The sequence below is a fragment of the Dietzia sp. DQ11-38-2 genome (assembly GCF_014145055.1).
Lineage (GTDB): Bacteria > Actinomycetota > Actinomycetes > Mycobacteriales > Mycobacteriaceae > Dietzia.
Map to the genome: position 1 here is coordinate 1 of NZ_JAALDW010000169.1, position 5,042 is coordinate 5,042.

At 70.4% G+C, this 5,042-nt stretch carries 6 protein-coding genes and 1 pseudogene; 3 read left to right on the top strand and 4 right to left on the bottom strand.

The genetic code is table 11. From position 1 onward, the window contains the following. Together G6026_RS06505 and G6026_RS06510 are read left to right on the top strand one after the other, a co-directional pair. Positions 1 to 376, top strand: a pseudogene (locus tag G6026_RS06505) (alpha/beta hydrolase); the annotation flags it as partial. A gap of 118 nt (positions 377 to 494) precedes the next feature. Continuing rightward, the gene (locus tag G6026_RS06510; RefSeq protein ID WP_182612654.1) at positions 495 to 1,046 is read left to right on the top strand and encodes a YceI family protein; all 552 of its coding nucleotides are present in this window, start codon (positions 495 to 497) and stop codon (positions 1,044 to 1,046) included. Between the two features lie 60 nt (positions 1,047 to 1,106). Here the strand turns inward: G6026_RS06510 and G6026_RS06515 are convergent, their stop codons facing one another. Further along, entirely contained in the window at positions 1,107 to 1,709 is a 603-nt protein-coding gene (locus G6026_RS06515; protein WP_107755282.1) for a hypothetical protein, read from the bottom strand. Positions 1,710 to 1,921: 212 nt separating this feature from the next. Between G6026_RS06515 and G6026_RS06520 the strand changes: the two genes are divergently transcribed. Then, positions 1,922 to 2,395: a hypothetical protein gene (locus G6026_RS06520; RefSeq protein WP_107755281.1), complete on the top strand. Its 474-nt coding sequence runs from the start codon at positions 1,922 to 1,924 to the stop codon at positions 2,393 to 2,395. A gap of 130 nt (positions 2,396 to 2,525) precedes the next feature. Here G6026_RS06520 and G6026_RS06525 read toward each other — a convergent pair whose 3' ends face one another. The 3 genes from G6026_RS06525 to G6026_RS06535 all read right to left on the bottom strand — a co-directional run. Next, a complete protein-coding gene (locus G6026_RS06525) occupies positions 2,526 to 3,425 on the bottom strand; it encodes an alpha/beta fold hydrolase (RefSeq protein ID WP_107755280.1) in 900 nt (299 codons plus the stop codon). A 135-nt stretch (positions 3,426 to 3,560) separates the two neighbouring features. Then, positions 3,561 to 4,019, bottom strand: coding sequence for a hypothetical protein (locus G6026_RS06530; protein WP_182612656.1), 459 nt, complete (start codon positions 4,017 to 4,019; stop codon positions 3,561 to 3,563). Next, the coding region (locus G6026_RS06535; RefSeq protein WP_182612658.1) for an acyl-CoA dehydrogenase family protein at positions 4,016 to 5,042 on the bottom strand (1,027 nt) is incomplete at its 5' end. The genes G6026_RS06535 and G6026_RS06530, both read right to left, overlap by 4 nt.

The following is a 5,042-nucleotide window of genomic DNA, read 5'->3' on the forward strand; positions in this document are numbered from 1 at the left end:
GCGGTCGGAGCCGCTGGTCCCCCTGGTCGGACCACCGGGGTCGACCGCGGTGCTCTCCCTGGACGGGTACGACAAGGCCTACCGCTCACTCGCGGGGCCGAGCTGGCGCAACGAGATCGGCGGCGGGGTCGGGGCGGTGCTGGGATCCTTCCGCCCCGGAGCCAGGGCCGCGGAGCTCGCCGGGACTCCCGTGCTGTTCCAGATCGCCGATCTGGACCGGAGTGCGCCGCCGCACGCGGCGAGTTCCGCGGCGTTCGCCGCCCGTGCCGAGGTGCGTCACTACCCGGGGGATCACTTCGACCTCTTCCCGGGCCGTCCGTGTCACGACCTCGCGGTCTCTCACGCGCTGCACTTCCTCCGGCGCCGGATGGGGTGACCGGCAGCTCCGGACTCCTCTCACCTTCTTGTTGACGCATCACCATCGAGCCGCTACTGTAGGTGACACAACAACCAGTTGCCCCGACGTCTCGTCGGGCGCCACCGAAGGAGACACCATGACCGCGACACTCACCGACCTCACCGGAACCTGGGACATCGACCCCACCCACACGCGCCTCGGCTTCGTCACCCGCCACGCGATGGTCACCAAGGTCCGCGGGTCGTTCAACGACTACACCGGCACGGTCACCGTCCCCGCCGAGGGCATCGACGCCGCGACAGCCGAGGTCGTCATCACCGCCTCGTCGATCGACACCCGCAACGCCGACCGCGACGGCCACCTGAAGTCCAACGACTTCTTCGACATGGAGAACTACCCGGAGATCACCTTCCGCTCGACCACGATCGCGGCCAACGGCTCGGGCGGAGTGGACGTCACCGGCGACCTCACCATCAAGGGCACCACCAAGTCCGTGACGATCCCCTTCGAGTACGCGGGCACCGCCACCGACCCCTTCGGCAACCTCCGCGCCGGCTTCGAGGGCACCACGGTCATCAACCGTAGCGACTTCGGTCTGACCTGGAACGCCGCGCTCGAGACCGGTGGCGTGCTCGTCTCGGAGAAGGTCACCCTGGAGATCGAGCTCTCGGCCGTCAAGCGGGCCTGACCCCCCGCCCCTACCGGACGACACCGCCCTCCACCTCGTACGAGGTGGAGGGCGGTGTGCTCACGCGACGACGACGAACACGGCGGAATGCGTGCCGTCGGCGTCTCGCCAGGTCCCGCTGAGCGTGCCGGGCGAGCCGATCAGCGGACAGTCCGCCTCGGCGTCGTTCTCCTCCGAGATGAGCCGGATGACCTCGGGTTCGGCAGCCGTCTCCGAGTCGCCGGACGCGCCGTCCCCGCCGCCCCGGACATTGACGGGCGACGGGGAGACGGTGCCGTCCGCCACCGCCAGATGGTCGGCGGCGGTGTCGCGATGGCTGATCACCCGCAACACCTCCGACACGTACACGGGGTCCGCCGGTGCGTCGTACACCCAGCGCCGACCGAGAACGGAGTGCTCGAGCGTCCCGACCAGGGCGTCCTGCGCCCCCGGCAGTTCCGCACCCCTGTAGGTCACCGGGACGTGGTACGTCCGGACACCGTCCGTGACGAGGAAGGACTCCATGCCCACCTCGCCGTCGGGGTCGACGAACCGGTAGGAGGTCACCTGCTCCACTCGCGCCGGGTCCCCGTCGAACCAGGACTGGTGTCCGATCCATCCCCGGAGCAGCTCCAGCTTGCCCGGACGGAGGACGGCGTCATAGATCTCGGCGGTTCCACTCATGAGGTAAGCATCCCCGTAGCGACGCGGCGGGGCGGACAGTCGGCGAGATGAAGAAGAATTTGTCCCGGCGCCGTCACTGCTGGGCACCGGCCGTTTTGCCTGCTCGCCCGCGAGCGCCGAGTGATGCGGATCACAGCACCGGCCGCCCGTCGTCGTTATGGTCACCGCCGTGACTCCGGGAGAACCCGGCGCTCGATCGAAAGGTGACCACCATGAAGAAGACCATCGCCGTCATCGGTTCCGCCGCCGCCCTGTCCTTCTCCGGCGCAGGCCTCGCCGCCGCGCAGAGCGATCTCCCCGGCCTCGACGGCCTCGACAGCGGGTCGGTGGGTGTCCCCACGGCCGGTGAGACCGACCTCGACGACGTCGAGACGCCCGCCGAGGTCTCGGAGGTCGCGCAGCAGCTGTGCGGCACGATCTCCGCGTACGACTTCCTGGGCTCCGTCGGCGCCGTCGCCCCCGGCCTGTCGGGCGACGAGTGCGAGGCGAACGCCGATCTGGCCATCTCGACCGCGCTGACGGGTGACATCTCCGGCGCCGTCGACATCCTCCGTGGCATCGCCGCCGAGGTCCCCGGTGACACCGACGGCGACGACACCGTCGGCGACGACACCACCACCGGTGACGATGTCCAGACCGGCGACGACGACGCGGTCGCCGAGGACACGGTCGAGACCGACGCCTGACACGACCCACGCCTGACGCCCCTGGCGCCTGACTGCACGGGTCCGGCCCCGGTTTCCCTGGAGGAAACCGGGGCCGAGTCGTGTCAGTGGGTGCCCGCCACGTCTGCGGGTGCCCGTCGGGCCCGTGACCCTACGGGCTCTCGCCGCCGGTGGTGACGAGCTCTCCCATCAGCTGGTGGTCGATGTGACCGGGATCCGTCGACTCCATGAAGTCGACGAGGATCCGTTCGACCGCGGCGGGGTCCTCGACGTGCGGGTAGTGCCCGGTGCCCTCCACGATCGCGAGCCGGCTGCCGGGGATCGCCTCGTGGGTGGTGTGCCCGTGCGAGACGGGGATGATCGGATCGCGGTCTCCCCAGATCAGCTGGAACGGCAGTTGCGCCGCGAGGTACAGCCGGTTGCCGGCGGAGACCGCCTGGCCCTTGTTGTCCACGACCGCGCGGAGGGTCTTGAAGAACGCGCGTCGGTGCCCGGGCCGGCCGAGCGACTCGTACGCCGCCCAGGGCTCCTCGAGGGCGATCGCGCGGACGCCCTTGCCGGTGAGGAACCCGCGGGCCTTGTCCCCGGCGGCCACCAGGAACGGAGCCGCGGCCCCGGTGAGGATCAGTTCGGCGCCGGGGACGGCGAGCAGCCGCAGGATCCAGGTGACCTCCTTGCCCAGGCCGCCGCTGCCGATCAACGTGATGCGCTCGCAGAAGTCGGGGTACTGGTAGACGAACTGCAGGGCCACGCCGCCACCGAGGGACTGCCCGATCACCGTGCAGCGACTGATGCCCTTGACCACCAGCAGGTCCCGCAGAGCGGAGGCCAGGGCGCCGAGTGAGTAGTCGTCGAAGTCCAGCGAACTCTCCCCGTGGCCGGGCAGGTCGGGGGCGATGATGTGGAATCTCGATTCCAGACGGGGTATCAGCTCACGCCAGGTGACGGAGCTCCCCGCCATCCCGTGGATGAGCAGCAGCGTGGGCTTTCCCTCGCCGGCTCCGGACTCGCGGTAGGCGAGTTCTCGACCGTGGAGCACTGTCTTCTGCATTTCGGGTTTCCGCATATCGCACTCCCCCTCGGGGATGGTCTCCGCGCCGTACCTCGTCGCCAGGAGTACCTCGGCCCATTGTGCGCCATCCGGGGCCGGGCGAGCAGTTCTCTCTATCACATCCGGCCCGGATGCTCATCCGAACGTCCGCACCAGGCGCCGGTGCCGGTGGTCGAACAGCGCCCCGACCAGCACTCGAACGACCGATCCGGGAACCAGGGTCCGGGGCACGGCCCGCAGTGTGTCGGTGATCCTGGTCGAGTGGTCCCCCAGCGGGTCGAGTTCGCGACGGTGCTCCCACACCCGACACGATCCGAGCACCGAGCGCTCCTGGAAGTACCGTGGGGCCCGGAGCTCGACCAGCATCAGGTCGTCGTACTCCAGCGGCACGACCCCGCCCAGGAGGATCCACGCGCGCCCGAGCGGCCGGCCCAGCGGCACGTCCGCGATCGAGGCCCCCGCCAGTCGCGCCGGGATCCGCATCCGCAGGAGGGGCCGGAACTCGTCGCAGATCCCCTCCGCGGTCACCACGTGTGCCCACACCTCGTCCCGAGGGGCGCGGACCACGCTCGACCGCACCACCTCGACCGTCACGGCAACCGCACTCCCGAGATCGCGCGGGCGATCACCAACTGTTGGATCTGCTCGGTGCCCTCGAAGATGTCGTAGATCTTGGCGTCGCGGTGCATCCGCTCGACCGGGTACTCGCGGGTGTACCCGACCCCGCCGAGGATCTGGATCGCGCGCTCGGTGGCCCAGACGGCCGTCCGACCGGCCTTGAGCTTGGACATCGACCCCTCGGCCCGGGCCATGGGGTGCCCGGCCGCACCCATCCACGCCGCCCGGCGCACCAGCAGGCGGGAGGCGTCGATCTCCACCGCCATGTCCGCGAGAAGGAACGAGATGGCCTGGTTCTCGATGATGGGTCGGCCGAACACCACCCGGCCCTTGGCGTACTCGAGCGCGTACTCGTGCGCCGCCCGCGCGATGCCCACGGCCATGGCCCCCACGGTGGGGCGGGTCCGCTCGAACGTGGCCATGGCCGCCTGCCCGCCGGTCCGTTCGCCCTCCCGTGCGCGGGCCAGCTTCTCGTCGAGCTTCTCCTTCCCGCCCAGCAGCGCCGACCCGGGAACACGGACGTCGTCGAAGAAGATGTCCGCGGTCGCCGAGGCGCGCAGACCGTGCTTCTTGATCCTGGAGCCGGTCTCGATCCCGGCGGCCCCGGCCTCCACCACGAAGGCGGCCTGGCCCCGGGACCCGAGATCCGGGTCCACGACCGCCTGCACCACCAGCACCGAGGCCTCGCCGCCGTTGGTCACCCAGGCCTTCTGCCCGGAGATCACCCACTCGTCCGCGGCCTCGTCGTAGCGGGCCCGGGTGCGCATGTTGCCCACGTCGCTCCCCGCCTCCGGCTCGGACGAGCAGAACGCGCCGACCGCGGGGTCGGCCTCGCTGCCGTAGCAGCGGGGCACCCACTCGATGATCTGCTCGGTCGTCCCGGCCGAGGCGATCCCCGCCGCGGCGAGACCGGTGCCCATGATGGACAGACCGATCCCGGCGTCCCCCCAGAACAGTTCCTCGCAGAGGATGGGGTAGGACTGGCCGGTGGTGTCCTGC